This window comes from Agrobacterium vitis (assembly GCF_037039395.1).
In the GTDB taxonomy this organism is placed as follows: domain Bacteria; phylum Pseudomonadota; class Alphaproteobacteria; order Rhizobiales; family Rhizobiaceae; genus Allorhizobium; species Allorhizobium vitis_E.
Genome location: NZ_CP146242.1, coordinates 2,330,183 through 2,347,370, shown reverse-complemented (window position 1 = coordinate 2,347,370; position 17,188 = coordinate 2,330,183). Strand labels below are relative to the sequence as shown.

Annotated in this window: 10 protein-coding genes; 9 read left to right on the top strand and 1 reads right to left on the bottom strand. The window is 61.4% G+C overall.

Annotated features, from left to right (window positions below; translation table 11 throughout):
• Nucleotides 1-2: 2 nt before the first annotated feature.
• The 3 genes from V6582_RS13465 (at nucleotide 3) to V6582_RS13455 (ending at nucleotide 2,100) form a co-directional block, all read left to right on the top strand.
• Nucleotides 3-944 (top strand): 2-dehydro-3-deoxygalactonokinase, encoded by a 942-nt coding sequence (locus V6582_RS13465; RefSeq protein ID WP_156631727.1) that lies wholly within the window; start codon nucleotides 3-5, stop codon nucleotides 942-944.
• Between the two features lie 14 nt (nucleotides 945-958).
• Entirely contained in the window at nucleotides 959-1,606 is a 648-nt protein-coding gene (locus V6582_RS13460; RefSeq protein ID WP_156631726.1) for a 2-dehydro-3-deoxy-6-phosphogalactonate aldolase, read from the top strand.
• A 131-nt stretch (nucleotides 1,607-1,737) separates the two neighbouring features.
• On the top strand, nucleotides 1,738-2,100 hold the full coding sequence (locus tag V6582_RS13455) for a YbaN family protein (protein WP_156631725.1): 363 nt from the start codon (nucleotides 1,738-1,740) through the stop codon (nucleotides 2,098-2,100).
• Between the two features lie 3 nt (nucleotides 2,101-2,103).
• On the opposite strand, the gene V6582_RS13450 is transcribed toward V6582_RS13455, so the two are convergent.
• The gene (locus V6582_RS13450) at nucleotides 2,104-2,961 is read right to left on the bottom strand and encodes a DMT family transporter (RefSeq protein ID WP_156631846.1); all 858 of its coding nucleotides are present in this window, start codon (nucleotides 2,959-2,961) and stop codon (nucleotides 2,104-2,106) included.
• Nucleotides 2,962-3,154: 193 nt separating this feature from the next.
• Between V6582_RS13450 and V6582_RS13445 the strand changes: the two genes are divergently transcribed.
• From V6582_RS13445 to V6582_RS13420, 6 genes are all read left to right on the top strand, one after another.
• Nucleotides 3,155-3,835 carry a FadR/GntR family transcriptional regulator gene (locus V6582_RS13445; RefSeq protein WP_156631724.1) on the top strand — a complete coding sequence of 227 codons (681 nt, stop codon included), beginning with the start codon at nucleotides 3,155-3,157 and terminating at the stop codon, nucleotides 3,833-3,835.
• Between the two features lie 21 nt (nucleotides 3,836-3,856).
• Complete coding sequence (locus V6582_RS13440) at nucleotides 3,857-5,137, top strand: CynX/NimT family MFS transporter (RefSeq protein WP_156631723.1); 1,281 nt, start codon at nucleotides 3,857-3,859, stop codon at nucleotides 5,135-5,137.
• 222 nt (nucleotides 5,138-5,359) lie between these two features.
• Nucleotides 5,360-10,915 (top strand): alpha-2-macroglobulin family protein, encoded by a 5,556-nt coding sequence (locus tag V6582_RS13435; protein ID WP_420360182.1) that lies wholly within the window; start codon nucleotides 5,360-5,362, stop codon nucleotides 10,913-10,915.
• Nucleotides 10,915-12,999 carry a penicillin-binding protein 1C gene (pbpC, locus tag V6582_RS13430; protein ID WP_337739248.1) on the top strand — a complete coding sequence of 695 codons (2,085 nt, stop codon included), beginning with the start codon at nucleotides 10,915-10,917 and terminating at the stop codon, nucleotides 12,997-12,999. The genes V6582_RS13435 and pbpC overlap by 1 nt, the downstream gene beginning before the upstream one ends.
• Nucleotides 13,000-13,310: 311 nt before the next feature.
• Entirely contained in the window at nucleotides 13,311-15,842 is a 2,532-nt protein-coding gene (locus tag V6582_RS13425; protein ID WP_156631722.1) for a methyl-accepting chemotaxis protein, read from the top strand.
• Between the two features lie 260 nt (nucleotides 15,843-16,102).
• Nucleotides 16,103-17,122 carry an NAD-dependent epimerase/dehydratase family protein gene (locus V6582_RS13420; protein WP_337739247.1) on the top strand — a complete coding sequence of 340 codons (1,020 nt, stop codon included), beginning with the start codon at nucleotides 16,103-16,105 and terminating at the stop codon, nucleotides 17,120-17,122.
• The last annotated feature ends 66 nt before the right edge of the window (nucleotides 17,123-17,188 follow it).

The window sequence follows — 17,188 nt, the reverse complement described above, 5'->3', positions numbered from 1 at the left end:
GCATGGCTGACAAAACCGAAACGGGTGCAGAGACCGGCAAGCCCTTCGTTGGGCTTGCCGATTGGGGCACCAGCAATTTCCGCCTCTGGCTGGTGGATGTCGCGGGCAATGTGCTGGGCGAGCGCCAGTCTGCCGATGGCATGTCGGCCTGCGCGGCGGACAACCGGTTTGCCGCCGTGTTGGAAGAACATCTGGAGGCGCTGTCAGCGCCTCTGGACCTGCCGGTGGTGATCGCTGGCATGGCAGGCGCGCGGGCCGGTTGGCTGGAAGCGCCCTATGTCGAAACACCTGCCTCACTGTCCGGTCTTCATCACCATACCGTCAGCCCGAAAGCATCGCGTCCGGTTTATATCCTGCCAGGCCTATGCCAGAAAGAGACCGGCCCTTTCGATGTGATGCGCGGCGAAGAAACCCAGCTTGCCGGTGTCGTAGCGGGCGGCATTGCTTCGGGCGTGATCTGCATGCCCGGCACCCATTGCAAATGGGTGGATCTGGAAAACGGCGAGGTGCAGAGATTTCGCACGGTCATGACCGGCGAACTCTTCGATCTGCTCGCCAAACAATCGATCCTGCGCCTGTCGATCCAGCAAGCCCCGGCGGAAACCGATCAGACGGTGTTTGCCGATGCGGTCACCGAAGCGCTCAGCGAAAATTTCGCGCTGACCACCAGCCTGTTTTCGATCCGTGCCGCCGGTCTGCTTTCCACGCCTGGAGCCAACGAGGCGGCCAGCCGATTGTCCGGCCTGCTGATCGGCGCCGAAATCAACGGCATGCGCGAGTGGGTCCGTTCCGGCAAGACCGTGCATATCGTCGGTTCAAAAGCGCTCTCGGCGCTCTATGCCAAGGCGATCACCCTGGCGGACGGCAAGGCCAGCATTCTTGACGGCAGCGCCCTGGTGCGCGACGGTCTGTTTGCTGCCGCCAAGGCCATTCTTCAAAACTGACGTTAGGACAGATCATGACCACCACCCATACCCCATGGCCGCAGTTGAAGCGCGAACTGGTCGCCATCCTGCGCGGCATCGGTCCAGACGACATCGAAAGTGTTGTCGATGTGCTTCTGGAAGAAGGCTTCGAGGCCATCGAAGTGCCGCTGAATTCACCTGATCCGTTCATCTCGATTGAAAAGGCCCGCAAGCGTGCGCCGGACGGCGTGCTGATCGGCGCAGGCACCGTTCTCGATGCCGGTTCGGTCGAGCAATTGCACAGTGTTGGCGGCAACCTTCTGGTGACACCGAACACCGACCCGGCAGTCATTGGCCAAGCCGCCCGGCTGGGCATGGTGTCGATGCCCGGCGCCTTTACCCCGACCGAAGCGCTGGCCGCCATCAAGGCCGGAGCCTCGGCGATCAAATTCTTCCCCGCCAGCGTTCTGGGTCCAAGCGGCATCAATGCCATCAAGGCCATTCTGCCCGCCAATTTCCCAATCGGCGCCGTTGGCGGCGTTGGCGAAAACAATTTCGGCGACTACCTGAAAGCGGGCGTCCGGGCCTTCGGCATCGGCACCAGCCTCTACAAGCCTGGTGACAAGGCCGATGTGGTCAAGCAACGCGCCGCAACGCTGGTCGCGGCCTATGATGCCGCCGTTTCTGCCCATAAGGCATAGCGCTGCATCCACTGTCTGCCAGCGTTGACGTCAACATGCGCTGGCAGATAGAGAAATTGATCTATCCGCCCCTGGAGTACATACCCAAGAAATCCTGTATCATGGATAGGATCTGGTTTGAGGGAGTATACATGCGGCTGATATTGCTGGGCTTGGGCTGGTTTTTCGTCGGGCTCGGCATTGTCGGTATTTTCGTGCCGGTGCTGCCGACCACGCCGTTCATCATCCTTGCCGCCGCCCTGTTTGCCCGCTCCTCGCCGCGCTTTGAGCAATGGTTGCTTGACCATCCCCGTTTTGGCCAGCCGCTAATGGACTGGCGACGCCAGGGCGCAATCTCGCGGCGCGCCAAGGTCGCCGCCGTTGTGGCGATGGGGCTGAGCTTTGCCGTGATGTGGTTCTTCTCGTCCGCACCACTTTACGTGCGCGTTGGCACCGGGATTATTCTTCTCTGCTCGGCGGCTTTCGTGGTCAGCAGGCCAGAGCCGAAACAATAACCTCTATTCCGGCACCGCCGGCAGCACGCTGTCAGTCTTGTTCAAATGCCGCTCACGGAAGAAAATGAACAGGCCGGAGCCGATAATCAGGGCTGCGCCGATCACCATGCCGGTGCGCGGCACATCGCCAAAGAATAGCCAGCCGAACAGCACAGCCCACAGCAGCAGCGTATATTGCAAGGGCGCAACCGCTGCGGCATCGGATATTTTCAGGGCGCGATTGACCAGCATATGCGCCGCCATGGCGACGATGCCGAGCAGGCCCAGCATGACGATATCGGTGACGGAACCGATCTCGACCCAGTCGAAGGGCGCGAAAAACAATCCGCCAACCAGCGCCGCCGTTACCTGGAACAGCACCAGCAACTTATCCGGCGTAGCCCGCAGCGAACGGCCTGACAGCATCATGAAAGCAAAGGCCGCGCTGCCGATAATGGAAATCAGCGCCGGTGCCGAAAACATCGCCCGCGACGGTTCCAGCGTGATGATCACGCCGATAAAACCGACCACGATGGCGGTGATGCGCCGCCAGCCAAGCTTTTCGCCCAGCAGAAAGGGCGCGCAGGCGGCCACATAGATCGGCGCGGCCAGCCAATAGGTCATCACATCGGCCAGCGGCAGATAGCTGACCGCATAATAGAAGCCGATGATTTCCACTGTCGAGCACGTCACCCGCGCCAGCTGCATCCAGGGCCGTTCAACGCTGAGGATCGGCGCAAGCCCATCTCGCACCAGAAACGGCAAAAGCAGGAGCAAAGCCGCCAGGCTGCGCAGCACCACGACCTGACCCAGCCCGTAATGAGCGACAAGCGCCTTGGCCATGGCATCGTTCAGCGCAAACATCAGCATCCCCGCCAGCATGATGGCCGGACCGGTGGCACGAGAGGTCTGAAAATTGGCAAGGAGGGAACGGATCACGACTGTAGGCCTTAATAAAAAAGGAGCGAATTAGCGGTCCCTATCATGCGCGAAGCGAACCGCCCATATAGATCCACTGAAATAAATGCGCATCCGACAATTGATAAAGTCATCGGATGACTTTATCAATTGTCGGATGAGACCTCTACAAAAAACCAATCTGGCCGATGGGGCCGCCGAACGCATTCGAACCGCCCTTGGCCGTGGGACGTGGCGGGTCGGCGAAAAATTGCCGAACGAGCAAAGCCTGTCTGAGGCGCTGCATGTCAGCCGCGGCACGATCCGCGAAGCCGTGCGGGTGCTGGTGGCGCAGGGCTTGCTGGAAACCCGCCAGGGCTCCGGCACCTATGTCGTGAAGGATCGCATCACCCCGGAACCGCTGGATCTTGCTCACCGCACCAGCCTGCGCGACCGGCTGGAGGCTCGGCTGGCACTGGATGTCGAGGGCGCCCGGCTGGCCACCGTCAGGGCAAGACCCGCCACCGTCAGGCAATTGCACGCCCTGCTGGATCAGCGCGGCCATTCCGGCGCCGATCCCGACCGTAACGCTTTTATCGCCCGCGATCTGGCCTTTCACCGGGCGGTGATCGCCGCATCGGAAAACGCCGCCATGCTGGAGCTTTACGAGTTTTTCACCCGCTCGGTTACCCAGACCATCGAAGCGACCACCGGTGGCCTTTTGCCGGAACCGGACCTTGATGCCCACCGCGCCATTGTCGATGCCATTGCCAGCGGCGACCCCGATCAAGCTGACCTTGCTGTGCGCGCCTTCATGCAGCCAATGCTTGCCTTTCTTGATGATAAGACCCCTCTCTGAAGACACTGAAAGCCCCAACAGATGACGAATGCCCATTCCAAGCTTGATCTTGGCGACGAATTGCTGATCGATGCGCAGGCGGGAGAAGCCCCTCTCCCGCCTCAAGCCTCGGGTCGGTCGCGTTTGTCGCGCATCGTGCTGGGCGTCAGTCTGGTGTTGATTGCCTTCAACCTGCGCCCGCTGTTTTCCAGCGCCTCGACGCTGCTGCCGGAAATACGTGACCAACTGGGGCTTTCCGTGCTGGGCGCCAGCCTGCTCACCACCCTGCCGGTGGTCTGCCTTGGGGTCTTCTCACCCCTGGCACCCAGACTTGGCGACCGCTATGGCGCGGAAAAGACCCTGTTGGCCGTCATGGCGTTTCTGGCCATCGGCACTGCCCTGCGCGGCTTTTCCAGCCTTCCCACCCTGTTTTTCGGCACGGCGCTTGCCGGTGCCTGTATCGCGGTTGGAAATGTTCTACTGCCGGGTCTGGTGAAACGCGATTTCCCTGATCGGGCCGCACTGATGACCGGCTTTTACACCATGGCGCTCTGTGGTGGCGCGGCGGCTGCCGCCGGGCTGACCCTGCCGATCGAGGCGGCCAGTGGCGGCTCGCTGGCCATCGGCCTTGCCGCCTGGGCGCTCCCGGCTGCCGTGGTGTTCCTGCTGTTTCTGCCGCAGGCTTTTTCGAGCCATGCAGCAAGGCCTGGGTTCAAGGCTGAGGTGAAGGGCCTGTGGCGTGACCGGCTGGCCTGGAACGTGACGCTTTACACCGGGTTACAATCGGCGCTGGCCTATTGTGTGTTCGGCTGGCTGGTGCCGATCCTGCGGGAACGCGGGCTGGACGGGGTAACGGCAGGCGCCGTCGTTTCGGTCTCGGTCATGGTGCAGGCGGCGGCCTGTATTGTCGCGCCGCAGGTTGCCGTTCGGGGCAGGAACCAAAGCCTTGTCAACGCCGCTGTTGCCATTCTCGCTGTCATCGCACTGATCGGCCTGTTGTTTGCTCCCCTTTCCACCCTGTGGATCTGGGCCGTGCTGCAAGGCATCGGCCAGGGCAGCCTGATCGCGCTTGCCATGACCGCGATCGTGCTGCGCTCCGGCAGCCCGCAGATTGCCGCCCATCTGTCCGGCATGGCGCAATGCGTCGGCTATTGCCTGGCCGCCATAGGTCCGCTGCTGGTCGGGCTGATCCGTGGTTTCACGGGCAGTTTCGCCTGGGCCGCCCTGCTGTTTGTCGCGCTCGGGCTTGGCGCGGCCTGGAATGGCTGGCGGGCAGGCCGCGATCTGCGGGTCGATGTGGTGATCGACGAAAAACCTCATTGACACCAAATGGTTAAATCGGAAGAGTAAAAGGACCTGTCATGGAAAATGGCAGGTCGCATTCCATGCGCGACACCCTCAAGCCTTGGATGGACGTGGGACCGTCGCAATGATGTCACAGCGAGAATGTTTGAGCATTTCCGAGCCTTGGGATAAGGGAATGCATGAGGAGCGGGCGGCTCGTCGCAACGCGCCGGTCGATTGACGTAAAGAGGGGCAATTGTCATGGGTCTGCAACGGATATTCGCCGGGACGGTGCTTGCCCTCCTGGGCCTCATGCTGCCGACCCCCACATTACCGGTAATGGCTGCCGAAACCAACCGTAGCATCGCGCTGACCCAGGACGGCGATTACAGCGGCTTTGACTTGCGCACCGCGCAAAACGTCACTCTGGACCAATGCCAGGCAAGCTGTATCGACGACAAATCCTGCCGCGCTTTCACCTATAATATCAAGGCCCGATGGTGCTTTCTGAAATCGGATTTCAACCAGGTCAGCCCCTTTGCAGGCGCCGTTGCCGGTAAGATTGTCACCAGTGCCACCGAGCCGGATATCGGCGCGCCTGCAAAGCTCGGCTTCATCTCCGATGGTCTGCGCACACAAGCCAACGCTTTCAAAGCGCGGCTGACACAGACGGCGGAACAGCCCGAACTCGGCCTCAACGGGCTGATCGGTCGCGCCCATGCCAGCCTGTCGGCGGGCAAGGGCGCCGATGCCCTGGCCGGGTTTCTGGCCTCCACGCAGCTTTCCCCTCAGGATGCCAGCCTGTGGATCAGCGCCGCGCGTGCCGCCAACACCATCAAGGATGATCGCGCTTCTGCCAATCAGGGGCTTTACGCTGCCCTTCTCGGCTATGACCTGACCCGCAGCGCCAAGGAGCGAGCCGATGCGCTGGCTGTGCTGGCCAAGGCCCTGGAGAAAAACGAGAATTTCCGCGCTGCGCTGAATGCCTACAAGGCGAGCCTCGAGCTTGTCGCCGATAAGTCTGTTCGCGCCGCCTATCTGGCGCTGAAAGCCACCAAGGGTTTTCGCATCACCGGCAATAGCGTCGATGCCGATGCCGCCAGCCCCCGCGCCTGCGTGCAGTTTTCCGATCCGTTGATCAATCGCGGCACCGATTACACCTCCTTCGTCACCGTCAATGGCAAGCCGCCAAAGGTGCTGGAAGCCAAGGACAGCCAGCTTTGTGTCGAGGGGCTGGATTATGGCCAGCGCTATACGATTGGACTGCGGGAAGGCCTGCCCTCCTCCGTCGATGAACCGCTGGCAGCAAAGACCGATATCGACGTCTATATCCGCGACCGCAGCCCGACCGTGCGCTTTACCGGCGACCATTTCGTACTGCCATCTGCGGCAAGGCGCGGCATTCCGCTGGTCTCTGTTAACACCGACAAGGCCAATCTGAAGCTCTATCGGATCGGCGAACGGGCGATTGCGCCGCTGATGAGCAATTCGCAATTTCTCTCGCAGCTCAGCGGTTACGGTGCCGACCGGATCGAAAAGGACAATGGCGAACTGGTCTGGCAAGGCTCGATCGACATTGAAACCAGCCTGAACCGTGAAGTCACCACCAGTTTTCCGGTGGACGAGGCTCTGCCGGAACGCAAGCCCGGCATCTATGTGCTGACGGCATCCCCCAATGCCGGCAAAAGTGACGAATGGGAAGACCGCGCCACGCAATGGTTCCTGGTGTCCGATATCGGCCTTTCCACCTTTGCCGGTACTGACGGGTTGAACGTGTTTGCCCGCTCGCTGAATTCCGCCAAGCCAATCGCCGGTGTCGAGCTGAAATTGCTGGCCCGCAACAACGAAATCCTCGGCACCGCCACCACCGATGATCAGGGCCGGGCCACCTTTTCCGCTGGCCTGATGCGCTCCGGTGCGGCGCTAGCCCCTGCCGTTTTGACCGGCGAGCAGCCGGGCAAGGATTTCGTGTTCCTCGACATGACCAAGGCCGGTTTCGATCTGTCGGACCGAGGCGTCACCGGGCGCACCGCGCCGGGCGCCATCGATATTTTCGCCTGGACGGAACGCGGAATCTACCGCCCCGGTGACACCGTGCATGTTGCAGCCCTTGCCCGCGACATCGGCGCGGAAGCCATCGACGGCCTGCCGCTGACCTTCATCTTCACACGGCCCGACGGCGTGGAATATCGCCGCATAGTCAGCACCGGTGCAGGTCTTGGCGGCCATGCAGTGGATCTGGCGCTGGACACCTCGGTGATGCGCGGCACCTGGACGCTTGGCATCCATGTCGATCCGAAAAAACCGGCCATTGCCGAAAAAACCTTTCTGGTCGATGATTTCCTGCCCGACCGGATCGAGTTCGATCTGAAACCGGCAGCAGACGTGCTGAAACCCGGCATGCCGCTGTCGGTTGGTGTCGATGGCCGCTATCTCTACGGCGCACCGGCTGCTGGCCTTTCGCTGGAAGGCGACATGGTCATCAAGCCGACCCGCAGCCGCGACGACCTGCCCGGCTTCGTCTTCGGCCTTGCCGATGAAGAGGCGGGAGACAATAGCAGCCTGACGCTGGACGCTCTCCAGCCATTGGATGACAAGGGCCATGGCAGCGTCGATCTTCAGGTCGATGAGCTGCCCGCCACCACGCAACTGTTGCAGGCGCAACTATCCGTGCGCCTGAAGGAAGGCAGCGGCCGGGCAGTGGAGCGGCAACTGACGCTTCCCGTTGAGACCGGCCAGCCCGCCATCGGCATCAAGCCAGAGTTCTCCGGCGAGCTTTCCGAAAACAGCACCGGACATTTCCAGCTCATCGCGCTCGACGCCGATGGCAAGCCACAGGCGCTTCCAGGCTCAAAGTGGAAATTGCTGAAACTGGAGCGCGATTACCAATGGTATCGCGATGGCAGCGCCTGGCGCTTCGAGCCGATCACCAGCACCAAGTTGGCCGCCAGCGGCACGGTCGATATCGGCGCGGAGAAAACCGATCTGCCGATGCCGGTCGGCTGGGGCCGTTACCGGCTGGAAGTCGATGCGCCAACACCCAATGGCGCTGCCTCCAGCATCGAATTCAATGCCGGCTGGTTCGTTGAGGCAGGATCGACCGAAACCCCGGATGCCCTGGAAATCGGCCTCGACAAGCCGGTCTACAAGATCGGTGAAACCGCCAAGCTGAAAGTCTCGTCACGCTATGCCGGTGAAGTTCTGGTGACCATCGGCTCCGAAACCCTGATCGCGACGGAAACCGCCAGCATCGCCGCCACCGGCGGCGAGATCGATATTCCCGTGACCGATAATTTTGGCGCGGGTACCTATATTACCGCGACCCTTTATCGCCCGGGTGAAAGCCAGGAGACCCGCATGCCGATGCGCGCCATCGGCGTCACTTGGCTCAGCGTCGATCCGGCCAACCGCAAGCTGGCCATCAAGCTCACGCCGCCGCAGCAGATCGAGCCGCGCCGTAAACTGACCGTGCCGATCAGCGTCACCGGTGGCGGCAATGATGCCTATGTCACGGTGGCGGCGGTGGATGTCGGTATTCTCAACCTCACCCGCTTTGAGGCGCCTGACCCGGACGGCTGGTATTTCGGCCAGCGCCGCTTGGGCATTGAAATGCGCGATCTCTACGGTCAGCTGATCGACGGATCGCTTGGCGCCATGGGCAAGCTGCGCACCGGCGGCGATGGCGGCATGATGGCCTTGCAGGCCAGTCCGCCCAAGGAAAAACTGGTGGCGCTGTTTTCCGGCCCTGTTCACCTCGACCATACCGGCAAGGCGCAGGTGGAGTTTGACATTCCACAATTCAACGGCACCGTGCGCCTGATGGCCGTGGCCTGGAACCGCACCGGTATCGGCCATGCGCAAACCGATGTGATCGTCCGCGACCCCGTCGTGATCACCGCCTCGCTGCCGCGCTTCCTCGCCCCAGGCGATCAAGCCCGGCTCCAGCTCGATCTGGCCGCCACCGATGCGCCTGATGGAGATTACCTGCTGTCGCTGAAGGGCAATCCATCCGTGGAAATCGACCCTGCCAAAGCGCAGATCCCGGTCACGCTGAAAGCGGGGGCGCGGACCAGCCTGTCAGTCGGGTTGAAGGGGCTTGTCCCCGGCGATGGCACGGTTTCCGTGGCGCTTACCTCTGTCGTAACGGCTTCTGCTGGTGGCGACAGTGGTTCAGGAGCCCCTGCCACGAGCGCAAATACCGGGGAGGCAAAGAACACCGGGCTGTCGCTCACCCGGTTGCTGGATCTGCCGGTGCGACCAGCCGCGCTGCCGGTGACGACGCGACGCGAATTGCCGTTAGCGGCGGGTAAGAGCCTGATCGTGGACGGCGATCTTCTGGCCGATAGCGTGTTGCAAGGCGCGTCGCTGAGCCTCTCGGTGTCGCGCGGCGCCAATTTCGACATTGCCGCCCTGCTGACCAGCCTTGACCGCTACCCCTATGGCTGCGCCGAACAGACCACCAGCCGGGCGCTGCCGCTGCTCTATCTCAACGATCTCGCCAATGTGGCCGGACTGCCCACGGATGCCGATATCAACCGGCGCATTCAGGACGCTATCTACCGGGTGCTGTCCTATCAGGCAGCACAGGGCAGTTTCGGCCTTTGGGCACCCGGTTCGGAAGACCTGTGGCTGGACGCCTATGTCAGTGATTTCCTGACCCGCGCCCGCGAAAAGGGCTTTGATGTCCCCGATGCCGCCCTGGTGCAGGCTTTGGACAATCTGGCCAACAAACTGTCCTATGACACCGATGTCGAAGCGCAGGGCAATGAGATAGCCTATGCACTCTATGTGCTGGCCCGCAATCGCCGCGCCGCGATCAGCGACCTGCGCTATTATGCCGATACCATGCTGGACCGGTTCCCGACGCCACTGTCCAAGGCGCATCTGGCAGCGGCCCTGTCGCTCTACGGCGACCCGGTCAAGGCGGAGGCGATATTCCGCGCCGCAAGCGCCCAGTCGCAGCAAGGCTCGATCACGCCGGTCAGCCTGGCCCGCTCGGATTACGGTTCGCAATTGCGCGACGGCGCCGCCATCCTGGCGCTGGCCGCCGAGGCCCGGCCTGTGCCGCCAATCATCCCGGCGCTGAGCAGGGCGGTGATCGAAGACTGGAAGCGCAAGAGCTATACCAGCACCCAGGAAGAAAGCTGGATGCTGCTGGCCGCTCGGGCGCTGGACAAAAGCGACGATGGCCTTGCCGTGACCGTCAATGGCAGCCTGAAAACCGGCGGCTACCGGGCGAGAATCGAGGGCGATGACCTGATGCATCAGCCGGTCACGCTGGACAATACCGGCGCCGATCCGCTGACGGCAACAGTCACCACCGTGGCCGTGCCGAAATATCCGCTGCCAGCGGCCAGCGAAGGCTTCACCATTGAGCGCAGCTATTACACGCTGTCCGGCGAGAAGGTGAATATCAGCGAGGCGGCGCAGAACCAGCGCTATGTGGTGGTGTTGAAAGTCGCCCAAGCTGCAAACGGGGCCGGAGCACAGAGCCTGCCAACCCAATTGCTGGTGACCGATCTGCTGCCGGCTGGCTTGGAAATCGACAATCCGGCCCTGGTCGGCAGTGCTGATCTCGCCAATTTCGACTGGCTGGGCGAAACCAAAGCCGCCCATCTGGAATTCCGCGACGACCGCTTTGTCGCTGCCCTCGACAGCACCAGCCAGGAGAGTGGCGACATGGTTCTGGCCTATGTGGTGCGCGCCGTGACACCGGGCGTGTTCGACCACCCCGCCGCCAGCGTCGAGGACATGTATCGCCCGCAGCGCTATGCCCGCACGGCAACGGGACGCATGGAGGTCAAGGCAGAACAGTGATCCGGCGCCGCGCGACATTCGGTTTGGTGCTGCTGACCTGCCTGCTTTTGGGCGGGGCGGTCTGGCATGGACTGAACCGGCTGGACGCGGCCTTTCCGCCGCCGCTCGATGCGATCAGCCCGAATTCGGCGGAGCTTCTGGATGCCGATGGGCAATTGCTGCGCGCCTTTACCACGCAGGAGGGCCGCTGGCGGCTGAAAACCGTGGCCGCTGATGTCGATCCGTTGCTGCTGCGCATGCTGGTCGCCTATGAGGACCGGCGTTTCTATCAGCATTCGGGCATTGATGGGTTGGCGCTTGGCCGGGCGGCGGTTCAGCTCATCAGCCATGGCCGGATCGTGTCAGGTGCCTCAACGCTCTCCATGCAGGTGGCACGGCTGATCGAGCCGCGAAAATCACGTTCCTTTCTGGCCAAGACCCAGCAAGCGCTGCGGGCCATCCAGATCGAGCACCGGTTGGACAAGGCCGCCATTCTCGATCTCTACCTGACCCACGCCCCCTATGGCGGTAATCTCGAAGGGGTGCGGGCCGCCTCGCTTGCCTATTTCGGCAAGGAGCCGAAACATCTAACGCCTGCGCAAGCAGCCCTGCTGGTGGCCCTGCCGCAATTGCCGGAACGGCGACGGCCCGACCGCTTTGCCGATAACGCCCTTGCCGCCCGCGACCGCGTGCTGGCCCGCATGGAAAAAGCCGGCATCGTCTCAGCCCAGGACCGGCAATTGGCAAGCGTCGTGCCGATCCCGAAGACAAGGCTGGAATTGCCGATGCTTGCCGCCCATGTCGGCGATGCCGAGCGACGCAAACGGCCAGAAAACCTGATCTATCCAACCACACTCAAAAAAGACGTACAGGCCGCCCTGGAAACCGTGGCCAGACAGGCCGCCCAGAAACTGCCTCCAAAGGTCTCGGTGGCAATTCTGGCCGCCGACATCCGCACCGGCGAAATCCTCGCCCGGGTCGGTTCCGCCGCCTATCTCGATGCCAGCCGCTCCGGCTGGATCGACATGACGCGCATCAAACGGTCGCCAGGCTCGACGCTGAAGCCGCTGATCTACGGTCTGGCTTTCGAACAGGGATTGATTGCCCAGGATACGGTGATCGAGGATCGGCCTGCCGATTTCGCCGGCTACCGGCCGAAAAATTTCGACATGCATTATCAGGGCGACGTCACCATCCGAGACGCCCTGCAATTGTCGCTGAACGTGCCAGCAGTCCGCTTGCTGGAAGCGGTCGGCCCCTCGCAATTGCTCTCCCGGCTGAAAAGATCAGACATCAGGATCGACCTGCCCAAGGCGGAAACCCCGGGACTTGCCATCGCGCTGGGCGGTGCCGGTACGACGTTGAAGGACCTCGTGACGCTTTATGCAGCCCTTGCCCGGCAAGGCAGCGCCATCCGGCTGCGCGACTGCGCCATGCTCGGTAGCGCCCATGCCGAGCCCGGACGCCTGCTGGAACCGGCTGCGGCCTGGAACGTCACCGATATCCTGTCTGGTGTCGCCCCGCCGCTTGGCGCGCTGACCGGACGGATCGCCTATAAGACCGGCACCAGCTACGGCTACCGAGATGGCTGGTCGATCGGCTATGATGGCCGTACGGTCATCGGGGTGTGGATCGGCAGGGCGGATAACAGTGCCATTCCAGGTCTGACCGGTTATGGCACCGCAGCTCCTGTGTTGTTTGAGGCTTTTGCCCGGTCCAAACTGCCGCAAGCCCCCCTGCCCGCGCCGCCGGATGGCACCTTGCGACTCGCCAAGAGCGATCTGACGCCCGGCCTCAGGCGCTTTTCGCGCGATGCCAGCGGCTTGATCGCCCTCAATGCCCGCGAAAAGCCGCCGATGATCGTCTATCCCCCGGAAGGCGCCCATGTGGAACTTGGCCGGACCGCCGATGGCGCGCAGCTGCCACTGGTGCTGAAACTTCAAGCGGGCCGTGCGCCCTTCCGCTGGCTGGCCAATGGACAGGCCCTGCCGGATCTTGCCCGCACCCGCACCACCCGCTGGACACCTGACGGTAATGGTTACTCCACACTAACGGTAATCGATGCCAGTGGCCGTAGTGCCAGCGTTGGCATTTTCCTTCAATAACATTGACTTACACTTATATATTTTAAGCTCATATACCCTCGATAAAAAGGGGGAAATGGCAAATTTAAGTTGATCTTAACAAACACCTCCTAATGTCGTCGATAGACGATGATGTCGCTTGACCGCCAGCGCCTGCACAATGACTGTGAGAGGTCTGACACGCTTCTGGAGAGCGATGGCAGAGACTTGCCGCTCAAGACATGTCGTCCTTATCCGGAAATCGCTTTGCATTTGCTGCCTCAATCGCTCAGCCAAACGCGCCTAAGACGCGTATCCGGCCAGGCGACATGGCTTTGGAGAAGCTGGGACCCATGTTCATAGATCGCTTGTTGTCGCGTTTCCGCATTCAGACCAAGGTGTTGATTTTCATCCTTCCCTTCGTCGTCACCATCGGCGCGGTCGGCTTTACCGGTCTCTATGCCTCCGGCCTGCTTCAAGGTCGGATGGAGATTTCCAACAGCGTGCTGCAATCCTTGAGCGGGTTTCGCGATGTGTCCATCGCGATGACGGAATTTCTCGACAAGACCACAGAGCAAAGCCGCAATGCGGTCACCGAGAAACTGAAGGAACAGCAGCGGGTGCTCAAGCGCACGCTGGACCAACTCGACACCAATGCCGATGGCCGAAGCGAGCTTGAAAAAGCTTCGACCGCCGTCGATGGCGTCGTCAGCCACATGGGCACGCTCTGGTCGCTGCATGAAACGGAAGCCAACCTGATCAAGGATATGAGCCAGGGCACGGCCAATATTGTCGCCGCTCAGAATGACCTCTCCGAGGCCATGAAGAAAGTGACCTTGTCGATCCAGGCTGACGAGACCGCCGCCAAGCAGATGCTGCGCGACGCCGACAAGATTGCACTGACCAGCGGTTTTCTGACCGATATCAATCGCAAATTCGGCAGCCTGCCGACCCCGGAAGAGAAATTCGACTACGTCGCGGCCAATCTCGCCGAAATGAAGACCCGCCAGCCACCCCTGGCCGCTGCCCTGCCGGAAAAGAACAAATCCGCCGCCCGCACCATCGAGACCATCATCAAGGATCTCGGCGACATGGTAACAGCAGGCGACAAATCGCCGGAAGTGGCGGAAGCCATGGCGACCAAGCTGCGGAATTTTACCCAGCTGTCCGCCTATCTCGGCCTTGCCGCGCAGCAGAAGATGAAGGATGCCACGGCCCGCTTCGGCGAAATGGACGTGCCGCTGGAAAAGGCGCAGCTGCTTTTGACCGATGGGCGCGGCCTGATCGATGCCGCCTACAGGTTCCAGATCACCACCGCCAGCTTCATGCTGGCGCCGACCGAGCAGAATCTCACCAGCCTGCGCAGGGAATTTGCCGGGTTAAAAACAGCGCTCGCGGCACTCAAGGGCACGTCCGGCTCCTTTGGGCTCTATGCACCGCTTGAAGCCAAGCTGACACCGGCCATCGCCCTGATGGAAAAGGCCAGCAACGAACTGGTCAAGATCAGCCTGGATCGTCAGACCAATTTCCAGACCGCCAGCACCGATCTCGACCGCATCTGGCAGCAGCTGACATCTTTTGCCGAAATGCAAAAGGTCAGCGCCGGAGAGGAACGCCGTGACGCCAATTCGATTTCCATCGGCGCCATGACCCTTGGCCTACTGATTTCGCTGTTTGCCGGTATCGGCCTCGTTCTTACCTTCAAGGGTCCGATCGGCCAGATCACCGCAGCCATGCGCCGCCTGGCGGAGGGCAAGCTGGACACCGGCATCAGCGGGGAAGCCCGTGTCGATGAAATCGGCGAAATGGCCCGCGCGCTCGGCGTGTTCAAGCAGAATGCACTGTCGAAGATCGAGATTGAGCAGCGCAGCGAGGCTGAGCGCAATGAAGCCGAGGAAGAGCGCCGCCGCAACGATGCGGAAAAGCAGGCCATCGACCGGCAGATCGAATTTGCCGTCAACGCACTGGCCGGTGGATTGGGGCGGCTGGCCAGCGGCGATATCTCCGTCACCATCGATACGCCTTTTACCGGCCGCCTTGAACAATTGCGCGTCGATTTCAACACCTCGCTGCAAAACCTTCAGGACACGATGCGCCAGATCCGCGCCAATACCTATATGATCCAGCGTAATGCGGGCGAAATGACCGCTGCCGCCGACGATCTGGCCAAACGCACCGAACAGCAGGCCGCCTCGCTGGAACAGACCGCAGCAGCCGTCGACGAAATCACCGTCACGGTGAAATCCTCGACCGAACAGGCCCAGGCAGCCAACACCATCGTTGCCGAAACCAAAACCGCAGCCGACACCTCCTCCAAGGTTGTCGCCAGTGCCATCGATGCCATGGGCCGGATCGAAAATGCCTCCGGCCAGATTGTCCAGATCATCGACGTCATCGACGAAATCGCCTTCCAAACCAACCTTCTGGCGCTGAACGCCGGCGTCGAAGCCGCGCGTGCCGGCGAAGCGGGCAAGGGCTTTGCGGTCGTTGCCCAGGAAGTGCGCGAACTGGCGCAACGCTCGGCCAATGCCGCCAAGGATATCAAGGCGCTGATCAACACGTCGAGCACGGAAGTCGCCGCCGGTGCAAAGCTGGTGCAGCGCACCGGTGAGGTTCTTTCGGAAATTTCGACGAAAATCGTCAGCGTTTCACAGCGCGTCGAAGCGATTGCGCTGGCCAGCCGCGACCAGTCAACGGCCTTGGGCGAGGTCAATTCCGCCGTCAACGGCATGGACCAGATGACCCAGCGCAATGCCGCCATGGTCGAGGAAACCAATGCCGCCACCCGCCAATTGGCCGATGAAGCCGATACGCTGATGGGTCTGGTCGATCAGTTCAAGCTCGGTGCCGACCCAAGAGACCGGGCGCAGACCAGAGCCGCCTGAACAACATAAAAGCTTTCAACAGATCGAACCGGTGGGGAAACCTGCCGGTTCACGCATTTTACACCCCTGTTTCGGGCTTTTACGACAGCGCCGTGCGCCCTGTTTGACGCACAAAGCCTCGCTGTAGCTCTTTATATCTCCCGCATAATTCCTCTAATCGATTCCGATTTGAGGAATTATGCAGTAGAACTCGCTTGACTTGAACGGGTAGCTGCACCTTAAACACAGCGGCTTCGTCCATCTGGAAAGTGAGTTCTCCCGTGCGCTACTTCATCACCGGCACCGCTGGCTTTATCGGTTTTCATCTGGCCCGCCGCCTGCTTCAGGATGGCCATACCGTCACCGGCTATGATGGCATGACCGCCTATTACAATCTGCGCCTCAAGGAAGCCCGCAACGCTGGACTTGCCCAGTTTCCAAGCTTCACCGGCGTGATCGGAATGTTGGAGGACCGCGAAGCGCTTGAGCGGGCCGTGGATCAGGCCAAGCCCGACGTCATCATCCACCTCGCCGCCCAGGCAGGCGTGCGCTACAGTCTTGAAAACCCGAAAGCCTATCTGGATTCCAACCTGATCGGCTCCTGGAACATTGTCGAAATCGCCAGGCAATTGCAGATCGGGCATTTGATGCTGGCCTCGACCTCATCCATTTACGGCGCCAATCCGCAGGTTCCCTTCCGCGAGACCGACCGCGCCGACGAGCCGATGACCTTCTATGCCGCCAGCAAGAAGGGCATGGAGCTGATGGCCCACAGCTATGCCCATCTCTACAAAGTGCCGACCACGGCCTTTCGGTTCTTCACCGTCTATGGCCCCTGGGGCCGCCCGGATATGGCGTTGTTCAAGTTCATGAAGGCGATGCTCGCCGATGAAGCCATCGAGATCTATGGCGAAGGCAAGATGAGCCGCGATTTCACCTATATCGACGACCTGATCGACAGTGTCATCGCCCTTTCAGCCATTGCCCCTGGCGAACAAAACCGGGTACGCACCCCGGAAAACCTGGATACGCTCTCCCATAACGCCCCGTTCCGCGTCATCAATATCGGCGGTGGCCAACCGATTGCGCTGATGGATTTCATCGAGACCATCGAGACCATTATGGGCCGCCCGACCAAGCGTAAAATGCTGCCGATGCAACAGGGCGACGTGCCACGCACCTTCGCCAGCCCTGATCTGCTGGTGGCGCTCACCGGGCAGAAACCGACAACCACGCTGGATGTCGGCGTCAAGGCGACCATGGACTGGTATCTGGAACATCATCACCAGCTTGGACTGTGATGAGCGGGGCAATCATGCTCACCGCTTGAAGAGCCTGCAAATACCTCACATCCATCAGAGATGTGA